Annotated in this window: 26 protein-coding genes, 2 tRNA genes, 1 pseudogene and 1 riboswitch; of the genes and pseudogenes, 21 read left to right on the forward strand and 8 right to left on the reverse strand. The window is 32.1% G+C overall.

The genetic code is table 11. The features are described 5' to 3' along the window. Nucleotides 1-32: 32 nt before the first annotated feature. The 7 genes from HMPREF3241_RS05605 (at nt 33) to HMPREF3241_RS05635 (ending at nt 9,481) form a co-directional block, all read left to right on the forward strand. Nucleotides 33-1,517 carry a UDP-N-acetylmuramoyl-L-alanyl-D-glutamate--L-lysine ligase gene (locus HMPREF3241_RS05605; protein ID WP_060545997.1) on the forward strand — a complete coding sequence of 495 codons (1,485 nt, stop codon included), beginning with the start codon at nt 33-35 and terminating at the stop codon, nt 1,515-1,517. Continuing rightward, the gene (locus HMPREF3241_RS05610; RefSeq protein ID WP_070853526.1) at nt 1,507-1,752 is read left to right on the forward strand and encodes a YueH family protein; all 246 of its coding nucleotides are present in this window, start codon (nt 1,507-1,509) and stop codon (nt 1,750-1,752) included. Before HMPREF3241_RS05605 ends, HMPREF3241_RS05610 begins: the two co-directional genes overlap by 11 nt. A 3-nt stretch (nt 1,753-1,755) precedes the next feature. After that, nucleotides 1,756-3,318 (forward strand): peptide chain release factor 3, encoded by a 1,563-nt coding sequence (locus tag HMPREF3241_RS05615; RefSeq protein ID WP_002446117.1) that lies wholly within the window; start codon nt 1,756-1,758, stop codon nt 3,316-3,318. Between the two features lie 113 nt (nt 3,319-3,431). Beyond that, nucleotides 3,432-3,555, forward strand: a riboswitch (yybP-ykoY riboswitch). A gap of 71 nt (nt 3,556-3,626) precedes the next feature. Then, nucleotides 3,627-4,433 (forward strand): TerC family protein, encoded by an 807-nt coding sequence (locus HMPREF3241_RS05620; RefSeq protein WP_002446118.1) that lies wholly within the window; start codon nt 3,627-3,629, stop codon nt 4,431-4,433. Nucleotides 4,434-4,640: 207 nt separating this feature from the next. Continuing rightward, nucleotides 4,641-6,461 carry a S1C family serine protease gene (locus tag HMPREF3241_RS05625; RefSeq protein ID WP_002446119.1) on the forward strand — a complete coding sequence of 607 codons (1,821 nt, stop codon included), beginning with the start codon at nt 4,641-4,643 and terminating at the stop codon, nt 6,459-6,461. Between the two features lie 17 nt (nt 6,462-6,478). Continuing rightward, nucleotides 6,479-7,837 carry a TrkH family potassium uptake protein gene (locus tag HMPREF3241_RS05630; RefSeq protein ID WP_002446120.1) on the forward strand — a complete coding sequence of 453 codons (1,359 nt, stop codon included), beginning with the start codon at nt 6,479-6,481 and terminating at the stop codon, nt 7,835-7,837. 138 nt (nt 7,838-7,975) lie between these two features. Further along, a complete protein-coding gene (locus HMPREF3241_RS05635; RefSeq protein WP_002458038.1) occupies nt 7,976-9,481 on the forward strand; it encodes a bifunctional metallophosphatase/5'-nucleotidase in 1,506 nt (501 codons plus the stop codon). A 102-nt stretch (nt 9,482-9,583) separates the two neighbouring features. Here the strand turns inward: HMPREF3241_RS05635 and HMPREF3241_RS05640 are convergent, their stop codons facing one another. Both HMPREF3241_RS05640 and HMPREF3241_RS05645 read right to left on the reverse strand, forming a co-directional pair. After that, the gene (locus HMPREF3241_RS05640) at nt 9,584-10,186 is read right to left on the reverse strand and encodes a CPBP family glutamic-type intramembrane protease (protein WP_001829312.1); all 603 of its coding nucleotides are present in this window, start codon (nt 10,184-10,186) and stop codon (nt 9,584-9,586) included. 5 nt (nt 10,187-10,191) lie between these two features. Beyond that, the gene (locus HMPREF3241_RS05645) at nt 10,192-10,377 is read right to left on the reverse strand and encodes a YkvS family protein (protein ID WP_001829339.1); all 186 of its coding nucleotides are present in this window, start codon (nt 10,375-10,377) and stop codon (nt 10,192-10,194) included. 204 nt (nt 10,378-10,581) lie between these two features. On the opposite strand from HMPREF3241_RS05645, the gene HMPREF3241_RS05650 reads away from it, so the two are divergent. Then, nucleotides 10,582-11,568: a lipoate--protein ligase gene (locus HMPREF3241_RS05650; RefSeq protein WP_002446122.1), complete on the forward strand. Its 987-nt coding sequence runs from the start codon at nt 10,582-10,584 to the stop codon at nt 11,566-11,568. 77 nt (nt 11,569-11,645) lie between these two features. On the opposite strand, the gene HMPREF3241_RS05655 is transcribed toward HMPREF3241_RS05650, so the two are convergent. Then, nucleotides 11,646-11,864 (reverse strand): IDEAL domain-containing protein, encoded by a 219-nt coding sequence (locus HMPREF3241_RS05655; RefSeq protein ID WP_001829292.1) that lies wholly within the window; start codon nt 11,862-11,864, stop codon nt 11,646-11,648. A gap of 214 nt (nt 11,865-12,078) precedes the next feature. On the opposite strand from HMPREF3241_RS05655, the gene HMPREF3241_RS05660 reads away from it, so the two are divergent. From HMPREF3241_RS05660 to HMPREF3241_RS05695, 8 genes and pseudogenes are all read left to right on the forward strand, one after another. Further along, nucleotides 12,079-12,654, forward strand: coding sequence for a competence protein ComK (locus HMPREF3241_RS05660; protein ID WP_001829272.1), 576 nt, complete (start codon nt 12,079-12,081; stop codon nt 12,652-12,654). A gap of 182 nt (nt 12,655-12,836) precedes the next feature. Then, nucleotides 12,837-12,911: transfer RNA gene (locus HMPREF3241_RS05665), tRNA-Asn, on the forward strand. A 3-nt stretch (nt 12,912-12,914) separates the two neighbouring features. Further along, nucleotides 12,915-13,003, forward strand: a tRNA-Ser gene (locus tag HMPREF3241_RS05670). Nucleotides 13,004-13,725: 722 nt separating this feature from the next. After that, a pseudogene (gene mobV / locus HMPREF3241_RS13145) lies at nt 13,726-14,183 on the forward strand (MobV family relaxase). An 81-nt stretch (nt 14,184-14,264) separates the two neighbouring features. Beyond that, nucleotides 14,265-14,381 carry a hypothetical protein gene (locus tag HMPREF3241_RS05680; protein WP_002458042.1) on the forward strand — a complete coding sequence of 39 codons (117 nt, stop codon included), beginning with the start codon at nt 14,265-14,267 and terminating at the stop codon, nt 14,379-14,381. A 20-nt stretch (nt 14,382-14,401) separates the two neighbouring features. Continuing rightward, nucleotides 14,402-14,623, forward strand: coding sequence for a hypothetical protein (locus HMPREF3241_RS05685; protein WP_002446125.1), 222 nt, complete (start codon nt 14,402-14,404; stop codon nt 14,621-14,623). A gap of 224 nt (nt 14,624-14,847) precedes the next feature. After that, on the forward strand, nt 14,848-15,795 hold the full coding sequence (locus tag HMPREF3241_RS05690; RefSeq protein ID WP_002458043.1) for a fatty acid desaturase family protein: 948 nt from the start codon (nt 14,848-14,850) through the stop codon (nt 15,793-15,795). A gap of 3 nt (nt 15,796-15,798) precedes the next feature. Next, a complete protein-coding gene (locus HMPREF3241_RS05695) occupies nt 15,799-16,416 on the forward strand; it encodes a LysE/ArgO family amino acid transporter (RefSeq protein WP_002458044.1) in 618 nt (205 codons plus the stop codon). A 69-nt stretch (nt 16,417-16,485) separates the two neighbouring features. Here the strand turns inward: HMPREF3241_RS05695 and HMPREF3241_RS05700 are convergent, their stop codons facing one another. The 3 genes from HMPREF3241_RS05700 to HMPREF3241_RS05705 all read right to left on the reverse strand — a co-directional run bounded on the left by HMPREF3241_RS05700 (nt 16,486) and on the right by HMPREF3241_RS05705 (nt 17,511). Further along, nucleotides 16,486-16,644 (reverse strand): replication/maintenance protein RepL, encoded by a 159-nt coding sequence (locus HMPREF3241_RS05700; RefSeq protein ID WP_002446129.1) that lies wholly within the window; start codon nt 16,642-16,644, stop codon nt 16,486-16,488. A 432-nt stretch (nt 16,645-17,076) separates the two neighbouring features. Next, on the reverse strand, nt 17,077-17,193 hold the full coding sequence (locus HMPREF3241_RS13345) for an SAR1012 family small protein (protein WP_350481929.1): 117 nt from the start codon (nt 17,191-17,193) through the stop codon (nt 17,077-17,079). A gap of 102 nt (nt 17,194-17,295) precedes the next feature. Continuing rightward, on the reverse strand, nt 17,296-17,511 hold the full coding sequence (locus HMPREF3241_RS05705) for a TM2 domain-containing protein (protein ID WP_001831694.1): 216 nt from the start codon (nt 17,509-17,511) through the stop codon (nt 17,296-17,298). A 230-nt stretch (nt 17,512-17,741) separates the two neighbouring features. On the opposite strand from HMPREF3241_RS05705, the gene HMPREF3241_RS05710 reads away from it, so the two are divergent. Beyond that, nucleotides 17,742-18,299 carry a GNAT family N-acetyltransferase gene (locus HMPREF3241_RS05710; RefSeq protein WP_032602651.1) on the forward strand — a complete coding sequence of 186 codons (558 nt, stop codon included), beginning with the start codon at nt 17,742-17,744 and terminating at the stop codon, nt 18,297-18,299. Between the two features lie 353 nt (nt 18,300-18,652). On the opposite strand, the gene HMPREF3241_RS05715 is transcribed toward HMPREF3241_RS05710, so the two are convergent. Next, nucleotides 18,653-19,591 (reverse strand): 1,4-dihydroxy-2-naphthoate polyprenyltransferase, encoded by a 939-nt coding sequence (locus HMPREF3241_RS05715; RefSeq protein WP_002495595.1) that lies wholly within the window; start codon nt 19,589-19,591, stop codon nt 18,653-18,655. Between the two features lie 178 nt (nt 19,592-19,769). Between HMPREF3241_RS05715 and HMPREF3241_RS05720 the strand changes: the two genes are divergently transcribed. From HMPREF3241_RS05720 to menB, 4 genes are read left to right on the forward strand one after another with little or no spacing between them, the layout of a single operon-like run. Next, the gene (locus HMPREF3241_RS05720) at nt 19,770-21,131 is read left to right on the forward strand and encodes an isochorismate synthase (RefSeq protein ID WP_002495594.1); all 1,362 of its coding nucleotides are present in this window, start codon (nt 19,770-19,772) and stop codon (nt 21,129-21,131) included. Next, nucleotides 21,118-22,791: a 2-succinyl-5-enolpyruvyl-6-hydroxy-3-cyclohexene-1-carboxylic-acid synthase gene (gene menD / locus HMPREF3241_RS05725; RefSeq protein WP_002458047.1), complete on the forward strand. Its 1,674-nt coding sequence runs from the start codon at nt 21,118-21,120 to the stop codon at nt 22,789-22,791. The genes HMPREF3241_RS05720 and menD overlap by 14 nt, the downstream gene beginning before the upstream one ends. Continuing rightward, nucleotides 22,778-23,581 carry a 2-succinyl-6-hydroxy-2,4-cyclohexadiene-1-carboxylate synthase gene (gene menH, locus HMPREF3241_RS05730; RefSeq protein ID WP_002495593.1) on the forward strand — a complete coding sequence of 268 codons (804 nt, stop codon included), beginning with the start codon at nt 22,778-22,780 and terminating at the stop codon, nt 23,579-23,581. Before menD ends, menH begins: the two co-directional genes overlap by 14 nt. After that, nucleotides 23,574-24,392, forward strand: coding sequence for a 1,4-dihydroxy-2-naphthoyl-CoA synthase (menB, locus tag HMPREF3241_RS05735; RefSeq protein WP_001831706.1), 819 nt, complete (start codon nt 23,574-23,576; stop codon nt 24,390-24,392). Before menH ends, menB begins: the two co-directional genes overlap by 8 nt. 344 nt (nt 24,393-24,736) lie before the next feature. On the opposite strand, the gene HMPREF3241_RS05740 is transcribed toward menB, so the two are convergent. Further along, nucleotides 24,737-25,921: an aminotransferase class I/II-fold pyridoxal phosphate-dependent enzyme gene (locus HMPREF3241_RS05740; RefSeq protein ID WP_002458051.1), complete on the reverse strand. Its 1,185-nt coding sequence runs from the start codon at nt 25,919-25,921 to the stop codon at nt 24,737-24,739. Nucleotides 25,922-26,046 lie beyond the last annotated feature (125 nt).

Genomic DNA, 26,046 nt, shown 5'->3' on the forward strand with positions numbered 1-26,046 from the left:
TAGACTTATTGTAAAAAAAGGAGCGATACATTTTGAATGCAAGTGCGTTGTTCAAAAAAATTAGAGTAAAAAATGTAATTGGTACATTAGATATACAGGTGGACGATATTACCACTGACTCACGTACAGCTAAAGAGGGAAGTCTATTTGTAGCATCTAAAGGATATACGGTAGATAGTCATAAGTTTTGTCAAAATGTAGTAGATCAAGGTTGTAGTATTGTTGTTGTCAATAGAGAACTCAAACTTAAAGGTAATGTGACGCAAGTTGTTGTTCCAGACACTTTACGTGTTGCAAGTCTATTGGCACATGAATTATATGAGTTTCCAAGTCATCAACTGACGACATATGGTGTTACGGGGACGAACGGGAAAACATCGATTGCAACTATGATTCATTTAATTTATAGAAAATTGAATAAAAATAGTGCATATCTAGGTACGAATGGATTTCAAGTTAATGAAACAAAAACAAAAGGTGCGAATACAACACCAGAAACAGTAGCATTAACAAAAAAGATTAAAGAAGCAGTTGATGCCAATGCAGAAGCAATGACGATGGAAGTTTCTAGTCATGGATTGACCTTAGGTCGACTTAGAGGCGTAGAATTTGACGTTGCTATCTTTTCAAATTTGACTCAAGATCATTTAGACTTTCATGGAACTATGGAAGCTTATGGACATGCTAAATCGTTATTATTTAGCCAGCTTGGTGAAGATTTGTCTAAAGAAAAATATGTTGTATTAAATAATGATGATGACTTCTCCGATTATTTAGCAAGTGTGACCCCCTATGAAGTATTTACATATGGTATTACACACGAAGCGCAATTTATGGCTAAAAACATTAAAGAATCTTTGCAAGGTGTAGAATTTGAATTTTGTACTCCTTTTGGAAGTTTTCCAGTTAGATCTCCTTATGTAGGTAGATTTAACATTTCAAATATTATGGCTGCTATGATTGCGGTTTGGAGTAAGGGAACAAATTTAAATGAAATTATTAATGCTGTTACTGAACTTGAACCTGTAGAGGGTCGCTTAGAAGTACTCGACCCATCACTTCCTATAGATTTGATTATAGATTATGCACATACTGCAGATGGTATGAATAAACTGATTGATGCTGTAAAACCATTTGTTAAACAAAAGCTGATCTTTTTAGTAGGTATGGCTGGGGAAAGAGATTTAACGAAAACACCTGAGATGGGGAGAGTAGCATGTCGAGCAGATTATGTTATTTTTACTCCAGATAATCCTGCTAACGATGACCCTAAAATGTTGACAGCTGAATTAGCTAAAGGCGCAACGCATGAGAATTATATAGAGTTTGATGACCGTGCAGAAGGTATTAGACACGCGATTGATATTGCTGAACCAGGAGATACAGTTGTTTTGGCCTCAAAAGGTAGAGAGCCTTATCAAATTATGCCTGGTCATGTTAAAGTCCCACATCGCGATGACTTAATTGGTTTAAAAGCAGCATATCAAAAATTTGGTGGTGGACCTGTTGAAGATTAAATCACTTCAGTTTCATGGAATGATGATGAACGTATATTACCATCAGTCTAATGATTCAATCATGTTAGCTATTCCAGAACTTTTTTGGTCCATTGAATTATCCAAAGAGTTAAATACAGATCAACTATATGAAGAATTAGTGATGCAATTATTCAATTTGTTGACTGAAGTTGAAGCAGATACATTGGCACGTAATATAACTGATTTGATTAGAAATGAATCCAAAGGAGAATGATAAATGAATTTAAAAGAAGAAATAGAGTCAAGAAAGACATTTGCCATCATTTCACACCCTGATGCTGGTAAAACCACTTTAACTGAAAAATTGTTGTATTTCAGTGGAGCGATTCGTGAAGCTGGGACAGTTAAAGGAAAAAAAACGGGTAAATTTGCAACAAGTGATTGGATGAAGGTAGAACAAGAACGTGGTATCTCAGTTACAAGCTCTGTAATGCAATTTGATTATGATGATTATAAGATAAATATTTTAGATACGCCGGGACATGAAGATTTTTCAGAGGATACGTATCGTACATTAATGGCAGTAGATAGTGCAGTTATGGTTATTGACTGTGCTAAAGGTATAGAACCACAAACATTAAAATTATTTAAAGTTTGTAAAATGCGAGGTATCCCTATTTTTACATTCATCAATAAATTGGATAGAGTAGGGAAAGAGCCATTTGAATTACTTGATGAAATTGAAGAAACACTTAATATTGACACTTATCCAATGAATTGGCCTGTTGGTATGGGACAAAATTTCTTTGGTATTATTGATAGACACTCTAAAACGATTGAACCATTTAGAGATGAAGAAAATTTATTACATTTAAACGAAGATTACGAACTTAAAGAAGAACACGCGATAAAAAATGATAGTGCATTTGAACAAGCAATTGAAGAAATGATGCTTGTCGATGAAGCGGGTGAAGCATTCGATAATGAAGCGTTACTGAACGGTGAATTAACACCTGTTTTCTTTGGATCGGCATTAGCAAACTTTGGCGTACAAAATTTCTTAAATGCATACGTTGATCATGCACCAATGCCTAATGCGAGACAAACTAAAGAAGAGGTTGATGTTAGTCCATTCGACACAGATTTTTCTGGGTTTATCTTTAAAATCCAAGCCAATATGGATCCGAAGCATCGTGACAGAATTGCATTTATGCGCGTAGTAAGTGGTGCGTTTGAAAGAGGAATGGATGTAACCTTACAAAGAACAAATAAAAAACAAAAAATAACTCGTTCCACATCATTTATGGCTGATGATAAAGAAACTGTTAATCATGCTGTAGCAGGCGATATTATTGGTTTGTATGATACAGGTAACTATCAAATAGGTGATACCTTAGTTGGCGGTAAGCAGAAATATAGCTTCCAAGAGTTACCACAATTTACTCCAGAAATATTTATGAAGGTTTCTGCCAAAAATGTAATGAAACAAAAGCATTTTCATAAAGGAATTGAACAGCTTGTTCAAGAAGGTGCAATTCAATATTATAAAACGTTGCACACTAATCAAATTATCTTAGGTGCTGTGGGTCAATTACAATTTGAGGTTTTCGAACACCGTATGAATAATGAATATAATGTAGATGTGGTTATGGAACCAGTCGGACGTAAAATTGCGCGTTGGATTGAAAATGAAGAAGATATTAAAGATAATATGAATACCTCTAGATCTATTTTAGTAAAAGATAGATACGACAATTATGTGTTCCTATTTGAAAATGAATTTGCAACGCGTTGGTTTGAAGAAAAATTCTCTGATATTAAGCTGTATAGCTTATTATAATTGAATGTTTAAACTTACCACTATTCGGGCACACCATAGTATATGAAAAATGTTTATATTGCTATGCAGTGTCATAGTATGTATACTGAAAATAACAAATAAATACCTATGACAAAACTGTCAGAGGGGAGTAACTTGAGAATAGTTATTCAATGCATTTAAACTGCTAATAACTATTCAACACTTTATCGTCATTACGAAGATAAGTCTTCCGGTAAAGTGGGCAAAACTATTGCTAAGTGAGACCTTTGCTATTTAATTAGCATAGGTCTCTTTATTTGTATTTAAACTAAAAGGAGTTGTCCACAATGGATCCGAGTTTGATTTTACCTTATTTATGGGTACTTTTAGTACTTGTATTTTTAGAAGGATTATTAGCAGCTGATAATGCAATTGTAATGGCGGTAATGGTTAAACACCTACCACCTAAACAACGAAAAAAAGCACTTTTTTATGGCCTATTAGGTGCATTTATTTTTAGATTTATTGCTTTATTCTTAATAAGTATTATTGCAAACTTCTGGTGGATTCAAGCAGCTGGTGCTGTTTACTTAATCTATATGTCTATTAAAAATTTATGGCAATTTTTCCATCAGTCAAATGAAAAACATCATAAAGAAACAGGAGACGAACATCACTTCGATGAAACAGGTAACGAAAAAGAAGTGGGCCCTAAATCTTTTTGGGGAACAGTATTTAAAGTTGAATTCGCCGATATCGCGTTTGCAATTGATTCGATGCTTGCCGCATTAGCTATAGCCGTTACATTACCAAAAGTTGGCATACATTTTGGTGGTATGGACTTAGGTCAATTTATTGTTATGTTCCTCGGTGGAATGATAGGTGTCATCCTGATGAGATTTGCAGCAACTTGGTTTGTAGAATTGTTGAATAAATATCCAGGACTAGAAGGTGCTGCGTTTGCAATTGTAGGTTGGGTAGGTATTAAACTTGTTGTAATGGTACTTGCACATCCTGATATTGGCGTTTTACCAGAAGCATTTCCACATAGTGCTTTATGGCAAACAATCTTCTGGGTAGTATTAGTTGGCTTAGTATTAATAGGATGGTTAACTTCAGCAATTGGCAACAAGAAAAAAGGTAACCAAAAATAATTTGATTGATACGCTAGAACCTTTGCTTAATAATAAATTAAGTGGAGGTTCTTTTTATTTTAATTTTTATTAGAACATTGCAGTTTTATAGTTAAAATATTAAACTTTAGTTTATAAACGAATTTAAAATGATGATATATAGTATTAAAATAACTTAAATTTAACAGATAAAGAATGAGTTAAAGAAACTATAGGAGTGGTCTTCTAGTGGATAACGATAAAAAACAAGTCATACCACGCAGTCAATATCGCCGTAAAAGACGTGAGTACTTTCATAACGAAGAGCGAGAAGAGCGCATTAGACGCGAGAAAATAGAGAAGGAGAATCAAGCTAAAAGAGAACAGCATCAAACTAAAGTCAATGAGGAACGTGTTAAAGATAATTTGAGAAAAGCAAGAATAGAAAAACTGACTCAAGAGGAAATACATCAACAACGTGATGATAAAAGTTATAAACAAAATAATCAAATGAGTAAATCAAAAGACGACGATAATAAAATTGGAGAAGAAAGTTTACATGATGTTCGAGTTTTAAGTGACACCTCCACGTTACCGCATCAAAGTAAGTCAAAACAGTTGAATGATAATCAATCAAAGGAAAATCAATATCATAATAAAGTAATTGAATCCTCAGAAAATAAGTCAATAAAAGAGCATGATAATACTTCTGGAAACGAAAGTAAACAACATACTAAATTGACTTCAAAGGACTCCATGTTAGGTGTAAATTCTAATCATACTGAGCAAGATTCAAGAGGTACACAACCATATTCTTCAAAACATAGCTATTCACAACCAGAAGATAAAGACAACGATAATACTCAACAAGCGCAATTTCTTAAAAAAGAAGGCGAACAAGGTAGCAGAGCCGAAAATATTAAAAAAATTAATGAATTTAAACAATTGGTAATAGCTTTCTTTAAAGAACACTGGCCTAAAATGTTAATTATTATAGGTATTATAGTATTACTTTTAATATTAAATGCCATATTCACTACAGTTAATAAAAATGATCATACAAATGATAGTGCATTTAACGGTACAACTAAAGATGAAACAACAGCGATGAAAATTGCTAAAAACTCTGTTAAGTCAGTTGTAACAGTCGAGAATGATTTGTCTAATGACACGACTGTGTCTGATAACAAAAATGAATCTGATAATGAGATAGGTTCAGGTGTCGTCTACAAAAAAGTGGGCGACTCTATTTATATTTTTACTAATGCACACGTCGTTGGTAATCAAGAAAAACAAAAAGTAACATATGGTAATGATAAATCTGTGACAGGTAAGGTGATTGGTAAAGATAAATGGTCTGATTTAGCAGTTGTAAAAGCTAAAGTTGCTGACGAAAATATTAAACCAATGACTATGGGGGATTCTAATAATATTAAATTGGCTGAACCTATTTTAGTTATAGGAAATCCTCTAGGCACAGACTTTAAAGGAAGTGTTTCTCAAGGTATTGTGTCTGGACTCAATCGTCATGTACCTGTTGACATTGATAAAAATGATAACTATGATGCTCTGATGAAAGCTTTTCAAATTGATGCGCCTGTGAACCCGGGAAATTCAGGTGGTGCTGTAGTCGATAGAGATGGTAGACTCATAGGTATAGTTTCTTTAAAAATTGATATGCATAATGTAGAAGGAATGGCTTTTGCGATACCTATTAATGATGTACGTAAGATTGCGAAAGAATTAGAGCATAAAGGTAAAGTGAACTATCCAAATACTGAAATCAAAATCAAAAATGTTGGTGATCTTGACGATTCTGAACGTAATGCAATCAACTTACCAACTAAAGTGAATCATGGTGTATTAATCGGTGAAGTGAAAGAAAATGGTTTAGGAGACAAGTCAGGTTTAAAAAAAGGTGATGTAATAGTAGAATTAGATGGTAAGAAGATTGAAGATAACTTACGATATAGACAAGTCATATACAGTCATTATGATGATCAGAAAACAATCACTGCTAAAATTTATCGAAATGGTGCGGAGAAAAATATTAAAATCAAATTGAAATAAATGTTGAGGTGAAAATCATGTCAGTTTTAAGTCAGCTGCTTAAAAAATCTAGCCCTCAACAAGGGATTATACTCTATTATCTATTTGCCATAGTCGTTGCATTTTTATTATTAAATTTGCCATATGTCCATAAGCAAGGAGTTGAGGTTAATCCAATTGATACACTTTTTGTAGCTGTATCAGGTATTAGTGTTACGGGATTATCACCAATTACTATAGTCGACACATATTCAACCTTTGGTCAAATTATCATACTTATTATTTTGAACATCGGTGGTATAGGTGTTATGGCTATTGGAACCATGCTTTGGGTTGTTTTAGGCAAACATATTGGAATTAGAGAGCGACAACTCATTATGTTAGATAATAATAGAGATACTATGAGTGGAACGGTTAAACTAATTTTAGAAATTGTAAGAACAATTTTTATTATTGAGTTTATAGGTGCACTCTTACTCGCGTTCTACTTTTATCGGGATAATCCTGATTTAAAAAACGCATTAATGCAAGGCGTTTTTGTGTCAGTATCTGCTACGACTAACGGTGGTCTTGATATTACTGGTGAATCTTTAGTTCCCTATGCAAAAGACTATTTTGTACAAACGATAGTAATGTTCTTAATTGTGTTAGGATCTATAGGATTTCCAGTTTTGTTGGAGTTAAAAGCATATATTAAGAATCGAGTAACTAATTTTAGATTCTCATTATTCACAAAAATAACGACAACAACGTACTTATTCTTATTTTTATTCGGCGTTATTGTTGTATTAATATTAGAACATAGCAATGCATTTAAAGGATTGAGTTGGCATCAATCACTATTTTATGCATTGTTCCAATCATCAACGACCAGAAGTGCAGGTTTGCAAACGATAGATGTGTCACATTTTAGCGACGCAACAAATATTGTAATGGGATTATTGATGTTTATAGGGTCATCTCCTAGTTCTGTAGGAGGCGGAATTAGAACAACAACATTTGCTATTTTAATTTTGTTTGTTATTAACTTTAATAATACTGGTGACAAAACAGGTATTAAAATTTTCAACAGAGAAGTACATATTATGGATGTACAAAGATCATTTGCCGTATTTACTATGGCGTCATTGATTACATTTATTAGCATGATTATTATATCTGCCACTGAACAAGGCAAGTTGTCCTTTCTACAAATTTTCTTTGAAGTAATGTCTGCGTTTGGTACATGTGGTTTAAGCTTAGGTGTGACAAGCGATATCAACGATATTACCAAGGTTGTATTAATGATATTAATGTTTATAGGTCGTGTAGGCCTCATTTCATTCATCATTATGTTAGCTGGACGTAAAGAACCCGAAAAATATAGCTATCCTAAAGAACGTATACAAATTGGATAATCATTACACTATTAGCAAAGGCATACATACACCTTTGCTAATAGTTTTTTTATTTGGAATGATATCAATGCGATAATAGTTTTATAACATTTAATGAATGGTACATGTTACACTAAATTTAAGGAGAGGAGTGGCTCTATGGAAAAAAATGAAAATAAAATAGTTGATGTGATTGCAACTTCTGATATGCATAGTCACTTCTTAAATGGTGATTATGGCTCAAATATTTATCGAGCTGGTACTTATGTTAATGAAGCTCGAAAAAATAATGAAAATGTCATATTACTAGATAGTGGGGGAAGTTTGGCGGGATCACTTGCAGCATTCTATTACGCCGTTGTAGCACCATATAAACGTCATCCTATGATTAAGTTGATGAATGCAATGCAGTATGATGCTAGTGGAATTAGCCCTAATGAATTTAAATTTGGATTATCTTTTTTGACACGTTCAGTTGCACTCTCAAGGTTTCCCTGGCTATCAGCAAATATAGAGTATACTGTTACTAGAGAGCCATATTTTTCTACGCCTTATACAATCAAAATGTATTCAGATTTGAAAATTGCTATCGTAGGTTTAACCTCAGATGGATTAATGAAGAACGAGTACGCAGAAATGGAAGAAGATGTCTGTATTGAGAAGACTTTGGTTTCAGCTAAACGTTGGATTAGATACATACATGAAGTTGAAGAGCCAGACTTCCTTATTGTTATTTATCATGGTGGGTTAAATAAAATAAGTAGTACCAATAAAAGAAATGAAAAAAATGCAAATGAAGCTGAAAAAATTATGGAAGAACTTGGTGTTATTGATGTAATTATTACCGCTCATCAACATCAAACAGTTGTTGGAAAAGATCATGAAACTATATATGTTCAAGCAGGTCAAAATGCTGAGGAATTAGTACATCTTTCAATTAAATTTAAGAAACGGACAACTTCTTATGAAATTGAGCACATCGATTCAAAAGTTATAGACTTAAATGATTACCATGAAGATGAACAATTATTGAAAGAAACATATTATGACCGTAAGGCAGTTAAACACTGGGCAAATTCAGTTGTTTCAAACAAAAACAATGGCTTAACAGTTCAATGTATTGAAGATATTATTTGTAAGCCTCATCCTTTTACTCAGTTATTACATGATGCAATTCGATTAGCCTATAATTACGATATTTCTTGTGTGCATATACCTAAGAATGGTGAAGAAGGGTTAAAAGGAACTATAAGAAATAGAGATATATACGATGCATATCCTCATCCAGATAAACCTATAGATATCACTGTCAAAGGTAAAAATATCAAAGATATACTTGAATACAGTTATGCGCATATTGATTTTAATAAGCGACAATTAAGTATGACAATGATAGATGAAACGTTATTTACAGTTTGGCAAGGGTTTGATTATTGTATAGACATGTCACAATCACCGTTTAATAGAGTGAAATTAAATGGTCTAAATGAAGAAGATTCGTATAGAATAACAATGACTGATTATTGTTATAGAAACTACAAAATGTATTTACAAGAAGCTATCGTTCACGACACATATTCGGAAACGATGGGTGGATTGATTAGAAAAAATTTAAAATGTGACACGTATTCTGTGAAATTAAATCATAATTTTAAAGTTTATTAATCTTCCTCGTACTATTTATAACGGTGTATGTGTCACTTTTTCTTTAATTAATTTAAAAAAGCATTTCTTAGCTCAAATTCATGAGTCTAAGAAATGCTTTTTTTATCCGTGGAATATCAATAATAAAATGATAGCCACAATTTGACCAATTGTAGTCGTAGCAATACGTCTCGTATATTCATAGCTAAGAGATAGAATGAACTGAGCTACAAAAATAAAGAATACAATCCACCAATTATCTAAGTATATAAATAATGAACTTGAACATATTGCAACAATTAAAATGCTAGCCCATTTCGGTAAGTTATATTTTATTAATTCCTTTTGTAAAACAGTTCTCATATATAGTTCATGACAAGGTATCACAAATAATAAAGTAACGAGCATTTGCCATTTAAAGTAGACACCCGTTCGTGATAATTCTTTGATTAAAGATGCGTATGATAATTCTGATGAAATAAGTGAAAAAATCAATTGTATAATAATGAGTGCGACACTCGTTATTATACCCATGCCTATGGAAGTTAATAATCGTTTAGATGCAATGTCTCTTTGGTAAAAAACATAACTTATTCCAGCTATTAACATAATGCCAGTATATAAATACCAGTATTCCTGATGTTCTCCCCACATCACAAATAATATGGCGTGAAAGATGATGAAGCTTATAACAAACCAAATCAAAGCTTTAGAAACATTTTTCATTTTAATTAACCTTCTTGATCAACGATTTTGTATCGCTTATGATTGATAACTGTCTTTTCCGGTAAATCTAATTCATTAAAATTATCCATAATAGTTAAATCTACAATAACAGAGTTATCATTAATCTTCTCGACACGGCCTCTTAAACCGTCATAAAATTCTACTATATTACCTACTTCTGCAACAGTCATTACGAGTCCTCCCTTAAATCATAGCTAGATTATATTGTACTAAAATTTACTTGACAAATAAACTAATTTCTATGAAAAAGAAGTGAACTAAAAGAAAATTATAAAATATCATTCATAAATGAGTAAAAGAGTGGAATTTTTCTTATAAATCATTCATAACTAGGGTAAGGGCATATAGAGAGACTTATTTAAGGAGAGAATGTTATGAAATTTATTAGCAACAATAATATTAATGATCCTTCCATCAATTTAGCAATGGAAGAGTATGTTCTTAAAAATTTACCTTCTGAAGAAAGTTATTTTTTATTTTATATTAACAGACCTTCAATTATTGTTGGAAAGAATCAGAATACAATTGAAGAAGTTAACCAATCGTATATTGATAAACATCAAATTGATGTAGTAAGACGTATTTCTGGAGGTGGGGCTGTCTATCATGATACTGGAAATTTAAATTTTAGCTTTATCACAGATGATGATGGTCATAGCTTTCATAATTTTAAAAAGTTTACGATGCCCATTGTACAGGCCTTACAATCAATGGGAGTTAATGCTGAAATGACTGGACGGAATGATATACAAGTAGGGCAAGCTAAAATATCTGGAAATGCTATGGTTAAAGTAAAAAATAGAATGTTTAGTCACGGTACATTAATGCTAAATTGTGATTTAAATGAAGTTCAAAATGCATTAAAAGTGAATCCAGCTAAAATTAAATCTAAAGGCGTTAAATCTGTTAGAAAAAGAGTTGCCAATATTGAAGAATTTCTAGAACAGCCAATAGATATAGAAGAATTCAAACAAATTATTCTTAAAACTATTTTTGGTGAAAATGAAGTTGAAGAATATGTACTAACAGAAGAAGATTGGAAGAATATTAAGCAATTAAGTAATGAAAAGTATCGTACGTGGGAATGGAATTATGGCAGCAACCCAAAATATAATATTGAGCGTGAAGAGAAATTTGAGAAAGGTTTTATTCAAATAAAATTAGATGTAAAAAAAGGAAGAATTGAACGGGCAAAACTATTTGGAGATTTCTTCGGCGAAGGTGATGTAACCGAACTTGAACATGCGTTAGTAGGTTGCTTACATGATTTTGAACATATAGAAGAGGCACTTCAAAATTATGATTTCTATCACTACTTTGGGGATATAGATAAGTATGAAATTATAAGATTGATGTCCTAAGTATGATAAAAAGGTCTATTCTCAACTTGTTTTAAAGTAGGGAATAGACCTTTTATGATGAGTGACTCGAGTCTAATTTATTCACTTAAAAATGCCTCCAATTGTTTAAATTCGTTAGTATATTGAATAAAATCGTTCTCGTTTTTATTGATGAGCGCTTCATCAATTAACAGTTTAAGTTTAGCTTTTCTTGCATTTCTGAGTGCTTCTTCAATGACGAGTTCAACGCCTAAATCGTTCACTGTCATTACAAAATCTTCTAATGTAGTGTACTTGACCTCAGTATTGTGATTCATAAAGACCACGACCTTTCAATTATTTAATATATAAGTATTATACTGATTTTAAATTTTGAAATCAATGAATATTCTGACATTTTAAAAGAAATATGTGTAAAAAGAAAACAAAAGTAGAACTTGACTTTATTTTGAGCTTGGATAAAATATTATTAGGTTATTATTTTTTATTTTTAATAATCATCTAAGTAATTGAATAAAGTGAGGTTTTTTAATGACACATTTACCCGAAACGATTTATGTTATACGAAAAGGTGATATGGTAATACGACCTAAATATGATGAATATCAGCAGACAAATGGTACTGAGATTATCAGATTTGATCAAACCCGCAAAGAAAGTCCATTTAAAGTACAGAGAATTATCGAAAGATCATGTAAGTTTTATGGCAATAATTATATTAGTAAAAAAGCAGAAACGAATCGTATTACTGGAATTTCTAGTAAACCACCTATTTTACTTACACCTCTTTTTCCTACTTACTTTTTTCCAACTCACTCGGACCGTCAAGAAGAAAATATATGGATTAATATGCATTATATTGAAAATGTTAAAGAACTTAAAAATCGTAAGAGTAAAATAATTTTTGCGAATGGTGATTCTTTAACACTCAATGTATCATTTCATAGTTTGTGGCATCAATACACCAATGCAATCATCTATTATTACATGGTAGATAAGCAATCACGAATGAAATCTAACAACCCTGAACAACCCATTGACTATAATCAGTCCTCTTTAAATATTTTCGAGGCGCTTTCACGCTACTCTCTTTTTGAAGAAAATTAGCTTTTTTCCCAAACTATTTATTTTAAAAAATTGATGACAGTGTTTCAATTTAAAATATGCGGGACGTTAATATTAAATAAGTGTAAATGTTCCGTATATTTTTTTAATATAACTCTTGAAAAATTCAACAAGATTGATATAATAATACTTGTGCTTGATAGAGATAGTTTACTTATTATTTATCCGCAGTAGCTCAGTGGTAGAGCTATCGGCTGTTAACCGATCGGTCGTAGGTTCGAATCCTACCTGCGGAGCCATATGGAAACGTACTCAAGTTGGCTGAAGAGGCGCCCCTGCTAAGGGTGTAGGTCGCGAGAGCGGCGCGAGGGTTCGAATCCCTCCGTTTCCGTTATTTGTTTATACCTCGTTAAATCTCGTGAAACAAAACGTTGATTTGACGGGGTTTTGTTATATCTTGTTATCTATCGTTAAACCTCGTAAGTTAAACTAAACGTTCCTCTATATTGTTAAATTGATAAAAACGCCCCTCGCAATATTAAATTACGTTTCCGTTCATTAATAAAAATCAGTTTAATTCTGATTAACTAAATTACGCTAGAACGTTGATATATCAGCGTTCTTTTTTATTTTGTTGAAAATCTGTAAAAGTCTATTTTAAATATTTTGATTAATGCGTAGTCAATATTGATTAAATTAAAGACAAGTTGTCTGGTTCGTTGAGCACTTAAAAATATATTATACTATCGGGCATTGCAACTTCTTCACCTTTTAATACTTCTAATAAATGACTATAAACACGCCAAGTAATTTCAATATTTGCATGACCTAGTCTTTTCTGTAATGACGCTTATAATGGTTTAAATCCATTATAAGCGATATTTTTTGCTCTCGGCAGAGCACATGTATTAATGACTTATTGAAAATAAGTCTTGTCTGTTAGACTTTTAATTATAAAATACACGCAAAACCTTTATGTATAGGAGCGATTTTAATATGTCTTATTCGATTATCAAAGTAGAAAAATTTAATTATGAAAATGAAGATATAGACCATTCAAAAAAACATCTAAATTATGATTTGATAAATGACTAAAAACAAAATTTTAATGATTTGATTGATGAAAAAATTGAGCGGAACTATACAGGCAAAAGAAAAATTAGAAAAGACGCAGTAAAACATATAGACGGTATGATTACATCAGATAATAAATTTTTTAGTAATCAGACACTAGCAAATAAAAAATTTTTTGAACAGGCTAAAGAATTTTTAGAACAAGAATACGGGAAAGATAATTTGTTATACGCAAAGCTTCATATGGACAAACGCCTCACGTGCACTTTGAAATTGTACCAATTACAGAAGATGGACGATTAAGTGCTAAAGATGTTGTAGGTAATAAAAAAGCATTAGCAAGCTTTCAAGATAAATTTAATGAGTATGTAAATGAACGTGGTTATGAATTAGAAAGAGGAACTTCAATAGAATTAACAAATAGACAACACAATCAAGTTAATAGTTATAAACAAAAAACAGAATATCATAAGAAAGAATATGAACGTGAGGGATAAAATTTAGCCCATATAAAACAAAATAACGAAGAATTGATACAATAAGACTACTTAAAATCACTAGAAACGCTTAGAAAGTCTTTGAACGATCCATATGAGGTTGAAACAGAAAAAGTAGGCGGTTTGTTTGATAAAGAATTACAAGAGACTGCGAATGTTGTTATAAACAAAGATGAATTTAATCAGTTTCAAGAGTAATAAAAATAGCACAAAGAATTATGGAAGATTACGAATGTATAAAATCTGTAAGCGCCTTAGAAGATAAAGAGAAGGAAATACGAGAGAAAGATGATTTATTAAATAAAGCAGTTGAGTGTATTGAAAATATAGACGATAATTTCAACCGACTTTACGAAATGGCAAAGCCATTTAAAGAGAATGTAGAAATAGTGTTAAAGCTTTTAAAAATCTTACTAAAAGAGCTAGAAAGAGTTTTATGAAGAAACACATTTGAGGAAAGAGTTAATAAGTTAACAGAAGATGAACCAAAACTAAATGGGTTAGCAGGACACTTAGATAAACAAATGAACCCAGAATTCTATTCAGAGCTAGAACAAATACAAGAACAAAAGAATCAAAAACGGATAGAGGTATGCATTTATAACATGCACATATAGTTGTTTAAAATTCTGAATTTTGTTAATATTACGATAAATAAAAAGCAGTGTTTTCAAAAGAGATAAGGAAAGAGTTAAAACCTTTAATAAAAAAGAACAATTATAATAACGTGATTGCGTTATTATTTGATTGGTTTGTTATTTTTAGTAGTATTTTAATTTCTGTAACTTTTAATAACATTTTGATCTATCTTGTAGCTATTATATTAATTGGTAGTAGAATGAGAGCATTTGATAATTTAATGCATGAAGCTTGTCATCGATCTTTATTTACAAATAAGTTTTGGAATAAATGGATAGCTTGTTTATTCGTTGCATTTTCAGTATTTACTAGTTATACAGCATATTGTAATTCACATTTTCAACATCATAGAAATTTATGGGATGAAGAGAATGATCCTGACACTAAAAGATATAGATTGGTTGGTTTAGATAAGCCACAGAAGAGTACAAAAATGTTTGTAAAGAATCACATAGTAAAAGTTCTCTTGTTATTTCATGTACCTAAATACATAGTCGGTACTGTATCAGCTAACCTATATACTAAAGAGGTTCCAAAATCTGAAATTTGGGTTAAAAATATTTTCTGGATTGCTATTATTACTTCATCAGTTATTTTTAATTTTTGGCTGTATCTTATATTGTATTGGCTAATTCCAATTTTAACAACGTTTCAGATTATAAGATATTGGGCAGAAATGGCAGAACATTCAGGTTTAAATAATAAAAGTGAGTTAACTGCTAGTAGGAATACTTTTGGTATGCCATGGACTATTTTTATTTTTCACCCACATCATGATAATTATCATTTAGTTCATCATTTATTCCCAGCTATACCTCACTATAATTTAAAAAAGGCACATGAAATTTTGATGAAAGATACAGCATATCGAAATGCTCATCATTGTACTGGCTTTTTTAAAACTACATTGCCTGGCTTTTATAGTGTAGTTAAAGATATTTGTACACCGAACTATGAAAGGAAAGAGAGTTAGAATATGTTGCAACCTTTGATACATGGACTATTATTAGCTTTAGGTTTAATTTTACCTTTAGGGGCTCAAAATGTATTTGTATTTAATCAAGGAGCTAACCAAAAAAAAATTAGTAAAGCATTACCTGTAATTATAACAGCCGGACTGTGTGATACTTTTTTAATTGTAATAGCTATTTTAGGAGTATCTTTAATACTTATATCTATGCCAACTTTACAACTTTTTATTTACATCATCGGGTTTTTGTTTTTGATGTATATGGCATGGTCTTTATGGACAGAAAAGCCTTCAAATATCGAAGAAATAGAACCTATGCCAGCTAAAAAGCAGATTTTATTTGCTTTATCTGTTTCTTTATTAAATCCTCATGCAATAATGGATACTGTTGGTGTCATTGGAACGAGTGCTTCAGTTTATGATGGTTATGACAAAGTCGTTTTTTCATTGGCTACAATTTCTGTATCTTGGATTTGGTTTGTCTTTTTAGCTATTTTAGGAAGAATTACAGGAAAAATTGATAAAAGTGGTAAGTATATCGTTATTTTAAATAAAGTTTCAAGCGTTATTGTTATTATTGTAGGATTAATTATATTAAAAAATATTGTTGGAATTTTAAGTTAGAGCTAAGGCAAACTGATGGATGTACATAACACGTAAAGCACTGTTCAAAATAGGGCAGTGCTTTACGTGTTATAATGTATCTGTTTTATTTTTAAAACTATGATATTCAACTTTTGCGTGTTTTTCTTCATTTGCTCTGTCGAACTCCTCAAATTCTACAAGCAAATGTCTATGTTTATTATCATCACCACGTAAAAGTATTAACGATAATACTGAAAGTTTCTCCACACTGCAATATTTTCATCAAGATTTAAATCTTGATGAAAGTATTATGAGTAAAAGAAAATCTGTTTTAATAAATAAACTAGAAAAAATGGGGAGAGTAAGTTTTTTAAAAACTATCTAGTACTGTCGAAAACACTGAGAAAATCACAAAACTATATAACTATAAATCTCTTTTGGAAATAGACGGTCGTTTAGACCCAAAAAAGTAATTTTGATAATCCTAAACTAATATTGAATACTAAAGTTAATAATAAAAGTTTAAATCAATATTTAATATTTTAGTAAATTAAGAATGAAGAAAATAAGAGAAACGTACCAAAGATGTAGTTCGATAAGTTGAGCAATTGGCATGTGCATAACAATACAAAAAGAATATTTTTGGCAACGGACAATATAAAAAAACGGAATTGCTAATCAATTCCGTTTCTAATATTTCTATTTGTGACTGTTTTTATTTCTATCGTTAGAATTTTTGGAAATAAGGTTTCGTATCATTTTGACAATATAACCGGAAACTAAAATTCTAATCACTCTTTTAACAATATTCTGCATGTTAACTCCCCTTATATTTTGTTTGATATCTTATACCCAGTTTTTGTAGGAGCTAAAAGTAAAATTTGTTTTTTGGAAAATATGAAGAAATATTTTTAGATCTTATTTTTTATCAAAAGTTATGTAGCCGTATTCATCTGCTTTTTTAGTAAAAATAACAATGATAGCGTGAATGATTGCGACAACACTTGGAATGCCAGTCCAGAAAAAGACGAGATGTAGAATACCTTGTCCAACTTGGTCGGCATAAAATTTATGCACGCCCAGACCACCTAAAATCAATGCTACTATAATATAAATTGTTTTGTTAACTTTCATTATGTCTGCCTCCGTATGGTTAATTTAGTTTTTAGTCTTATCTTTATTTTTACAGATAATTATTTAGTTTATCAAAGTAAAAGTATTAAAGAAGATGTTATGATATAAAGTGAAGGTTTCAATTTATAGTGATTGTTTAATTTTAAGATGTCAACATCATGTCGTATTTATTTTTTTATTTAGAAATTGAGTATAAACTTAGTTATCAATATCTAAAAGGGGAGTCAAAAGTGATTAGAAAAGCGAAAACGAGTGATAATCGACAGATTGCAGAGTTATGTTATCTTATTTGGAGAGATATGGAATTAGATATTACCAAGGAAATAACTAAAGATCGTATTATTGAAGCGATAGAATTAAGTATTGTGAATGTAAGATATCGGTCGTTTTATGAGCATATTTGGGTATATGAGAAAGACGGGGTTGTTGCTGGATGTGTAATTGCATATCCTGGGAAAGAGGAAATGGATTATGAACAACAATGGCTTAAGTTACCACTTGAAGAAGATATTATTCAGTTAGGTACACCATTACCTGAAAAAGAATCATATGATGATGAAATATATATAGAAACAGTAGTAACGTCTCCAAAATATCGAGGACAAGGTATTGCAACACAACTTTTAAAGTATGTAATTTCCACTCATGCACATGAAAAATGGGGATTGAATTGTGATTATGATAATAATAAAGCACGCCATCTATATCACAAATTAGGGTTCAAAGAGGATGCGACAATTCATTTATATGGCCATCAATATTTTCATATGACATTGAATAATAAGTAACATCACATCATAATGAAAGGTGTGTGGTGTATATAAATGAGTACCCATCAATTTTGTTTACAGATTGAATTTTTATAAATGGTTTCAGTGGGTTATAAGTTATTAGCGCGTTGTCTAAACCTACTCCGAACCCCAACTTGCCTTGTCTGTAGAATTTCTGTTTGAAATTCTCTATGTTGGGGCCCCGAACCCCAACTTGCCTTGTCTGTAGAATTTCTGTTTGAAATTCTGGGTTTAGACAAATGTTGAAATAACTCGATATTAAGCGGGTTTTTAAATTAAATTGTTGTCTGTGTTTGCAATAAAAAAGCCTGGGGCATTGATTAATGTCCCAGACTCATTCGTGTGAAAGTTTAGATTGCACCTAAAAGTGCACTAATATAGATTCCTAATGCATACAATAAACCAAAGAATGTATTCGTTTTACCTGTCGCAGCCATCGCAGGCATCATTGTTTCAGGCGTATCATTTTTATTAAAACGTCTTACCGCTTTAATAGGCATTGGGAATGATAATAAGACTAACAAGTAAAATAAGGATCCCGTAGGTTTAAAAAAGGCTGTAATGATGACAATGATATATGCGACGGCATACATCATTGCCATAAAAATAACTGAAGCACGTTTACCTAAAAGTATAGGTAAAGTTTTTCTACCGCTAGCCTTGTCTTTAATACGGTCACGAATATTGTTACCCATATTGATTAAGCCAATTGTGATGACTATTGGAATACTTAACCAAACGGCATATCCTTGAACATTACCGGTTTGTATGAAAAATGAAAGTAGTATGATAATCATACCCATAAATAATCCTGAAAATAGTTCACCAAAAGGTGTCCATGAAATTGGAATAGGGCCACCGGTATATAGATAGCCAATTGCCATACAAACAATGCCTACTGGAATAATCCAGAATGAGCTTTGTATTGCTAAAAAGATACCTAAAAGTGCTGCAATGATGTAAAAAGCAATTGCTAAATTCATTACTTGTTTTGGACTCATACCATTACGTACAATAGCACCACCAATACCCACAGAGGTATGATCATCAAGACCTTTTTTAAAGTCATAGTATTCATTAAACATGTTTGTTGCAGCTTGAATTAACAAACATGCAACTAACATAGCTAAGAAAAGACTAAATTTTAGATGGTCTTCGCTACCGAGTAAATATATTTTAGCTGCTGCAGTACCAACGAGTACAGGGACAACAGCGGCTGTTAAAGTATGAGGTCTCATCAATTGCCAGTACTTCTTAACAGTGGAATATTGTTGATATTGATCTGACATGATATGCACAACCTCTTATTTATATAGTTTTATCATCAACATTTTAAATGAAACACCAGTAAAGGTCAATCAACGTGAAAAATTGCATGTTTTGTTTAAGCATTAATAACTACATAAAAGATTAAAAATGATACAATGTAATAATGAGTAAAATTCGGAGGAGAAAGAAGTGAAAAAAATGGATGTGAATATAGACGAACAGGCAATCCTCGATATGTTATATGAAAGTACAAAAGATTGGGTTTCAGTTGAAGTTGAATTAAATAAAACTATGAAACCTAGTGTGTTGTTTCATTTAACTGAAAAAGATGCTGGGGACCGTTTTTACATGCGCTTAAATGATAATTATTCTTCGTATTTTGGATATCATGCTATTCATAGGTTTAAAAACGACTTTGAGAATAAGCAATCCATTTTTAAGGACTGGGAAAAATTAAAAAATAATATTGAACTCATTCATCCACATAATAGATATCATCATCTTAGATTGTGTGGCGGTTTTCAATTTTCGAGTCACAAATCAGATGATGAATGGAGAGAATATGGTTTAAACCATTTTGTTTTACCTAAAGTATTAATTTCTAATGAAGGTACGCGTACTTATCTAACTTATACAACAGAGCGACAAGATTTCGATTTACAAGCTTTTAAAACTTTAGTGGCACATTTTGAACAAACAACCATGGATAATCCAGAGGAAACACTTGGAGATGTGACGCGTATGGAAGATATTTATAAGGATGATTGGCGTGAGCTTGTGAAAGAAGCGATTGATACGATTGACGACAATAAAAAAATCGTTCTCGCGCGTCGTCGTTTAGTTAAATTTGATAAAAAAATCAATATTCCATATGTTTTAAACCGAGCTCTTGAAAATGAAAAAAATAGTTATATATTTTTATTAGAAGCTAATCAGTCAATATTCTTTTCTCAAACGCCTGAGCAATTAATCAAAGTTGAAGATGGTGTTTTATCTACAAAAGCTGTAGCAGGTACCATTAAACGTACACATAATGAGCAAATAGATAATAAGAATATAGAAGCATTTCTTAAAGATAAGAAAAATTTAGGAGAACATCGTTTTGTTGTAGAGAGTATCTTAAATGATATTGAGCCTTTTGTACAGGATGTAGAGTACAATGAAACACCTAATATTTTAAAAAATGATCATATGTATCATTTATATACGGAAATCAAAGCTAATTTAAATGACGAATCATACATTGGTTTAATCGATCGTTTACATCCTACACCTGCGCTAGGTGGCTATCCTAAAGAAGAAGCACTTGATTTTATTGAGAATAAAGAGTTTGGTACTCGAGGTTTATATGGCGCACCGGTGGGCTATATTGATGTTTATGATGATTGTGAATTCATTGTTGCTATACGTTCTATGCTAATTAAAGAGCAACAAGCAACTTTATACGCTGGATGTGGCATTGTTAAAAATTCGAATCCTGATAGTGAAGTTGCTGAAACTGCAGTTAAATTCTCACCAATGATGAACGCCTTAGGAGTAGATAATAATGATGAATCATAGTGAAGCTTTAACTGAACAAGTATTTTCATTTGCTTCAGAGCTTTATGCTTATGGTGTAAGAGAAGTAGTAATTAGTCCAGGTTCACGTTCAACACCATTAGCACTTGCTTTCGAAGCACATCCAAGTATTAAAACGTGGATTCACCCTGATGAGCGAAGTGCTGCATTTTTTGCTTTAGGTCTTATTAAAGGTAGCGAAAAACCTGTAGCAATTCTTTGTACATCTGGAACAGCTGCTGCGAACTACACGCCCGCTATAGCTGAAAGTCAAATTAGTCGTTTGCCACTCGTTGTTTTAACGAGCGACAGACCGCATGAACTGCGCAGTGTGGGTGCACCTCAAGCAATTAATCAGGTAAATATGTTTAGTAATTATGTGAACTTTCAATTTGATTTGCCGATTGCTGATGGAAGTGAACATACAATTGATACAATTAATTATCAAATGCAAATTGCAAGTCAATATTTATATGGACCACACCGAGGACCGATTCATTTTAATTTACCATTTAGAGAACCACTAACACCAGATTTAGATCGTGTCGATTTATTAACATCTGTAACTAAAACGTTACCTCATTATCAGAAATCGATTTCGGTAGATGATATAAAAGACATATTACAAGAAAAAAATGGTCTTATCATTGTCGGAGATATGCAACACCAAGCCATTGATCAAATATTAACGTATTCAACTATATATGATCTGCCAATCTTAGCAGATCCCCTTAGTCAGCTTCGTAAGGAGAAACATCCTAATGTTATAACCACTTATGATTTATTGTATCGAGCTGGTTTAAATTTAGAAGTAGATTATGTCATACGTGTAGGTAAGCCAGTTATTTCTAAAAAATTAAATCAATGGTTGAAGAAAACCGATGCGTATCAAATTATTGTGCAGAATAATGATCAAATTGATGTATTTCCAACACCTCCTCATATATCTTATGAGATTTCAGCAAATGATTTTTTCCGTTCATTAATGGAAGAACCGCTTGTTGAACGAAAAAAATGGTTACAACAATGGCAATCACTTGAACAACAAGCACGCATTGAGATAAGTGATTACTTAAAGCATGCGACAGATGAAGCGGCATATGTGGGGAGTTTAATTCAAAAACTTACAAAAGAAGACACATTATTTGTCGGAAATAGTATGCCAATTAGAGATGTCGATAATTTACTGTTTGATAGTGAGGCATCTGTATACGCTAATCGGGGTGCCAATGGAATTGACGGAGTAGTTTCAACTGCGCTAGGTATGGCGGCACATAAGAATGTGACCTTGCTTATTGGTGATTTATCTTTTTATCATGACATGAACGGTTTATTAATGGCCAAATTAAATGAACTTCATATTAACATTGTATTAGTTAACAACGATGGGGGAGGTATCTTTTCATATTTACCTCAAAAACGTTCGGCTACAAAATATTTTGAGCGATTATTTGGAACACCAACAGGCTTAAACTTTGAATATACTGCACTGTTATATGATTTTACATTTAAGCGTTTTGATAATTTGACTGACTTTAAATATGCTGAATTATCCAAAATGGGTTCTCACATGTATGAAGTTATGACCAATAGAGACGAAAATTTGCATCAACATCAATATTTATATCAGAAATTGAGTGAGATTGTTAATGTTACATTATAATTTTTATGAATCTAAGAACCAAAGTAAGCAACTATTGGTGATGTTGCATGGTTTCATAAGTGATGCTACTACTTATCATTCACATTTAGAACGCCTTATAGAACATATGAATGTGCTAACAATTGACTTACCTGGCCATGGCTTAGATACCTCAAGTATGGATGATGTGTGGGATTTCCCGTTTATTACACGTCAACTTGATGAGGTTTTAATACAATATCAAACATATGATGTGTTTCTTCTAGGTTACTCTATGGGTGGCCGTGTAGCGCTTTATTATGCCATACATGGTAATGAAACGCTATCAGGGTTGCTCTTAGAGAGTACTTCAGCAGGTATTCAAGATGAGACGGATAAAGTGGAACGTGCCCAAGTGGATGCTGCACGTGCGAAAGTACTTGAAATTGCTGGTTTAGATATTTTTGTGAATGATTGGGAAAAGTTGCCACTTTTTCGTTCGCAGTATAATCTAGCTCCTGAGATACGTCAAAGTATTCGCAATAATCGCATGAATCAAGATGCTCATAGATTGGCCAAAGCACTTCGTGATTATGGTACAGGTCATATGCCTAATTTATGGCCACACCTATCTTCGATACGCATTCCTACTTTAATTTTAGTAGGAGAAAAAGATAAAAAGTTTGTTCAGATAGGACAACAATTAGAGAATCACTTACAAGATAGTCATAAAGTTCAAATTTCTAATGTCGGACATACAATTCATGTGGAAGATAGCACGGAATTTGATACAATAATATTAGGTTTTTTAAAGGAGGAGCAAAATGACTAGACAGTGGGAAACACTTAGAGAATATGATGAAATTAAATATGAATTTTTCGAAGGGATTGCCAAAGTAACGATTAATCGTCCAGAAGTAAGAAATGCATTTACTCCTAAAACAGTTGCTGAAATGATTGATGCATTTTCACGTGCGCGTGATGACCAAAATGTATCAGTAATTGTATTAACTGGTGAAGGGGACAAAGCATTTTGTTCAGGTGGAGATCAAAAAAAACGTGGACACGGTGGTTACGTAGGTGAAGATGATATTCCTCGTTTAAATGTATTAGATTTACAACGTTTAATTCGTGTGATTCCTAAACCAGTAATAGCAATGGTTAGAGGCTATGCAATTGGTGGAGGAAATGTACTTAATGTTGTTTGTGATTTAACAATCGCTGCAGACAATGCTATTTTTGGGCAAACTGGACCAAAAGTAGGCTCATTTGATGCTGGGTACGGTTCTGGCTACCTAGCTCGTATAGTTGGCCATAAAAAAGCAAGAGAAATCTGGTACTTATGCCGTCAATACAATGCACAGGAAGCTTTGGATATGGGATTAGTGAATACTGTAGTTCCATTAGAACAAGTTGAAGACGAAACAGTTAAATGGTGTAAAGACATCATGCAACATTCACCAACTGCTTTACGTTTCTTAAAAGCAGCAATGAATGCTGATACTGATGGTTTAGCTGGTTTACAACAAATGGCTGGAGATGCGACTTTACTTTACTATACTACTGATGAAGCGAAAGAAGGACGTGATGCGTTTAAAGAAAAACGTAATCCTGATTTTGACCAATTCCCTAAATTCCCATAAGCAATAGTTGAATAATAGACTGGTTTTGAAAATGCATATTATAATTACAATTCCAATCTAGTTAATGAATAGCAATTATTTAAAATCGCCTAAGATACGAATTGTGTCTTAGGCGATTTTATTATTTCATTGGAATTAATAAGTATAAGTAACTGTTAGCAACATTGGTAGATATAAGTAATCACCAATGTTAAAAATGAAAATGTACTATTTAAAGTGAATGCTCTCGATTTGCAAGTGTAAATCTCAGATTAGCGCACACACTTGACACATTTAAACCTATTGTTATGTGGGCTTGTTACACTCATAAATTTCACTTCAGAAATAAACGTTTTCCAGACTATTTATTTAGTTGGAGTGGTCATTTGATCTGGATAATGTTGCCGTAAATAATTTTCTAATCGATGCATTCCTTTTTTTAATGTTTCCATATCATAAGCATATGAAATTCGAATATACCCTTTGCCAATATCGGTGAAGGAGGAACCAGGAACCATAGCTAAGTGTGCTTTCTCCAACACATCAACACAAAATTCAAAATCATTTTCCGTGAATCTTTTAATGCTAGGGAAGATGTAAAATGCACCTTCAGGTTGAGCAGTTAATTCGAAGCCTAATGATTCTAATTTTTCTTTCAGGTAATTACGACGTTCGATATAATCACGATTCATGTATAGGGGGGCATTTATCCCTTCATTTAAAGCGGTAGTACAAGCAATTTGAGCTGGTACATTTGCACAAATACAATTGTAAGCGTGCATAAAGGTTAATTTTTCAATTAAATATTCAGGACCAAGTAAAAAGCCGATTCGAATACCTGTTGCAGAATGGGACTTACTCAAACCACCTATCAGTAATAATTGATCACGAATTTCTGGAAATTCAGCAAAAGATGTATGTTGTCCTTTAAACGTATTTTCAGCATAAATCTCATCACTGATTATAAAAATTTGTTTGTTTACAAGTGTGTCTACTATATTTTTGACCTCAGAGCGTTCGAGTATTACGCCTGTTGGGTTGGTAGGGTAATTTAGAAGTATCGCTTTAGTTTTATGCGTTAGATGCGACTCAATCAGTTCAGGTGTTACTTTAAAATCTGATTGTGTAGTATCTATATATACTGGATTTCCACCTAGAGTTTCAACTAATGGGATATAACCAGCGTATATCGGTCCTGGAATAAGGATATCATCGCCAGGTTCAATAATGCTTCTTAACGATGTATCTAATGCTTCACTCGCACCATTAGTAACGATGATTTCTTCCTCACTATAAAAGAAATCATATTTTCGTTTAAAATATTGGCTAATAGCTTGTCGTGTTTCAAATAAACCTTTGTTATGAGAATAACTTGTTTTATCGTTTTTGATTGCTTTGATATAAGCATTTTTGACCACATCTGGCATAGGAAAATCGGGTTGTCCAATTGTTAAATTAACACAATCGTCAATCGCTTTAATTCTATTAGAAAATTGACGAATACTAGGGGCTCTTAAAAATTTTGAACTTGAATTTAATGATAATTTCATTTGCTAAAACCTCTCTATATAAAAATACCAAAATGTAGTATTTAAATTGTTTAAATAGTCTCATAATTCTTTCAAATTATTACTATCATAACATATTTTTAATCTCTACATTTTGGTTATTTACT

The organism is Staphylococcus sp. HMSC34G04 (assembly GCF_001838765.1).
Taxonomy (GTDB): domain Bacteria; phylum Bacillota; class Bacilli; order Staphylococcales; family Staphylococcaceae; genus Staphylococcus; species Staphylococcus epidermidis.

What these genes read in the sequence shown, in the direction of transcription:
- HMPREF3241_RS05615 (WP_002446117.1), top strand. Translation starts at nt 1,756, where the DNA reads ATGAATTTAAAAGAAGAAATAGAGTCAAGAAAGACATTTGCCATCATT.
- HMPREF3241_RS05620 (WP_002446118.1), top strand. Translation starts at nt 3,627, where the DNA reads ATGGATCCGAGTTTGATTTTACCTTATTTATGGGTACTTTTAGTACTT.
- HMPREF3241_RS05630 (WP_002446120.1), top strand. Translation starts at nt 6,479, where the DNA reads ATGTCAGTTTTAAGTCAGCTGCTTAAAAAATCTAGCCCTCAACAAGGG.
- HMPREF3241_RS05635 (WP_002458038.1), top strand. Translation starts at nt 7,976, where the DNA reads ATGGAAAAAAATGAAAATAAAATAGTTGATGTGATTGCAACTTCTGAT.
- HMPREF3241_RS05640 (WP_001829312.1), bottom strand. Translation starts at nt 10,186, where the DNA reads ATGAAAAATGTTTCTAAAGCTTTGATTTGGTTTGTTATAAGCTTCATC.
- HMPREF3241_RS05645 (WP_001829339.1), bottom strand. Translation starts at nt 10,377, where the DNA reads ATGACTGTTGCAGAAGTAGGTAATATAGTAGAATTTTATGACGGTTTA.
- HMPREF3241_RS05650 (WP_002446122.1), top strand. Translation starts at nt 10,582, where the DNA reads ATGAAATTTATTAGCAACAATAATATTAATGATCCTTCCATCAATTTA.
- HMPREF3241_RS05655 (WP_001829292.1), bottom strand. Translation starts at nt 11,864, where the DNA reads ATGAATCACAATACTGAGGTCAAGTACACTACATTAGAAGATTTTGTA.
- HMPREF3241_RS05660 (WP_001829272.1), top strand. Translation starts at nt 12,079, where the DNA reads ATGACACATTTACCCGAAACGATTTATGTTATACGAAAAGGTGATATG.
- HMPREF3241_RS05685 (WP_002446125.1), top strand. Translation starts at nt 14,402, where the DNA reads ATGGAAGATTACGAATGTATAAAATCTGTAAGCGCCTTAGAAGATAAA.
- HMPREF3241_RS05695 (WP_002458044.1), top strand. Translation starts at nt 15,799, where the DNA reads ATGTTGCAACCTTTGATACATGGACTATTATTAGCTTTAGGTTTAATT.
- HMPREF3241_RS13345 (WP_350481929.1), bottom strand. Translation starts at nt 17,193, where the DNA reads ATGCAGAATATTGTTAAAAGAGTGATTAGAATTTTAGTTTCCGGTTAT.
- HMPREF3241_RS05705 (WP_001831694.1), bottom strand. Translation starts at nt 17,511, where the DNA reads ATGAAAGTTAACAAAACAATTTATATTATAGTAGCATTGATTTTAGGT.
- HMPREF3241_RS05715 (WP_002495595.1), bottom strand. Translation starts at nt 19,591, where the DNA reads ATGTCAGATCAATATCAACAATATTCCACTGTTAAGAAGTACTGGCAA.
- HMPREF3241_RS05720 (WP_002495594.1), top strand. Translation starts at nt 19,770, where the DNA reads ATGGATGTGAATATAGACGAACAGGCAATCCTCGATATGTTATATGAA.
- menD (WP_002458047.1), top strand. Translation starts at nt 21,118, where the DNA reads ATGATGAATCATAGTGAAGCTTTAACTGAACAAGTATTTTCATTTGCT.
- menH (WP_002495593.1), top strand. Translation starts at nt 22,778, where the DNA reads ATGTTACATTATAATTTTTATGAATCTAAGAACCAAAGTAAGCAACTA.
- menB (WP_001831706.1), top strand. Translation starts at nt 23,574, where the DNA reads ATGACTAGACAGTGGGAAACACTTAGAGAATATGATGAAATTAAATAT.
- HMPREF3241_RS05740 (WP_002458051.1), bottom strand. Translation starts at nt 25,921, where the DNA reads ATGAAATTATCATTAAATTCAAGTTCAAAATTTTTAAGAGCCCCTAGT.